Annotated in this window: 1 pseudogene; it reads left to right on the top strand. The window is 42.8% G+C overall.

The features are described from left to right. Positions 1–117: 117 nt before the first annotated feature. Positions 118–1,345: pseudogene (locus OQ5_RS0110240) on the top strand (IS701 family transposase); the annotation flags it as partial.

Raw genomic sequence — 1,345 nt, 5'->3', positions numbered from 1 at the left:
TTCTACTTTAACAGATTAAAATAATCACTAAAAAAACGCTTAATTAAATGTCGTTATTGTTTTATAATTTGCAGTATTTTAGTATCTTGCAGGTGAAATTAAGAACAAAATTCAAGTTTGCAATGTGTAACGGGCGAAAAACTTAAAAAAATTTACGGATAATGGTAAAACACTGCTATCGGTTAACGACCGTCTTGAAGTGTATCTATCTGAATTCCAGCATTATTTCAGAAACAAAACAAAATCTAACTTCGACAAAGCCACTCAATACGTCGAAGGTTTAGCCTTGAGCGATTTGAAAAACATCGAACGCATCACAGAGACATTGAACGCAGACTATCACAAGATGCAGCATTTCATTACGGAGTCCAATTGGGATGCGAGGGCTGTCATCGATCAAATAGCAAATCAGGTAGACCAATCACTCCCAAAACAGAAATTAAAAGGGTTGCTCATAGACGAAAGCGGATGGGTAAAAAAAGGCGACAAAAGTCGGTGTTGACCACCAGTATTGCGGCAACGTCGGGAAAACTGCAAACTCTCAGGTAGCGGTTTTTGGTTGCTTGTGCACCGACAAATATGCAGCGCTGGTCGACACGAGGCTGTACCTTCCAAAGTCATGGTGCAACAACAGCGCCAGGTGCGAAACTGCCGGCATCCCTGAGCAAGACAGGGTTTTCAAGACAAAACCCGAACTGGCGACAGATATAGTGAAGCACCAACTGGAGATGGGCATCGAGTTCGATTACGTTGGAGGGGATGGACTTTATGGTAACGACCTTGCGTTTACTCGTTCGATAGAGGATATGGGGTTGGTGTACATGCTTGACATCCATAGCGATCAAAAAATCCATCTTGAAAAACCCGAGCTATATGTCCCCCAACGAAAGAGCAACCGTGGGCGGACACCGAAAAGGTTGAAGGCAAGCACACCGTCAGTAAACGCCAACGAATATATAAAAACGCTCACAAACAAAGACTGGAAGAAGCTTGATATTCGTGATTCTGCAAAGGGAAAGCTGAAGGGATCGTTCCATTTCAAGACAGTTTACATTTGGGACAAGACAAGCGATGCTGTTGAGAAACGGTTGCTGGTCATCTCTAAAAGAAAGACAAAGCAGGGGGTAGAAATAAAATATTCGTTCACAAACGCAGAACTTGCTCAATACACATATCAGGCGCTTGCCTACATGCAGGCACAACGTTTTTTCATCGAGCATAGCTTCAAGGAGCAAAAACAGATTGTAGGCATGGACCAGTTCCAAACCCGAAAATGGCTGTCATGGCATCACCAGGTAGCACTCAACATGCTGGTAGGCAGTTTTATGTTGAAGGAAAAACTATT

Source organism: Anaerophaga thermohalophila str. Valhall, assembly GCF_000250735.1.
GTDB lineage: Bacteria > Bacteroidota > Bacteroidia > Bacteroidales > Marinilabiliaceae > Anaerophaga > Anaerophaga thermohalophila_A.
The sequence above is the reverse complement of the archived record's forward strand: the minus strand, read 5'-3'. Positions and strand labels throughout refer to the sequence as shown.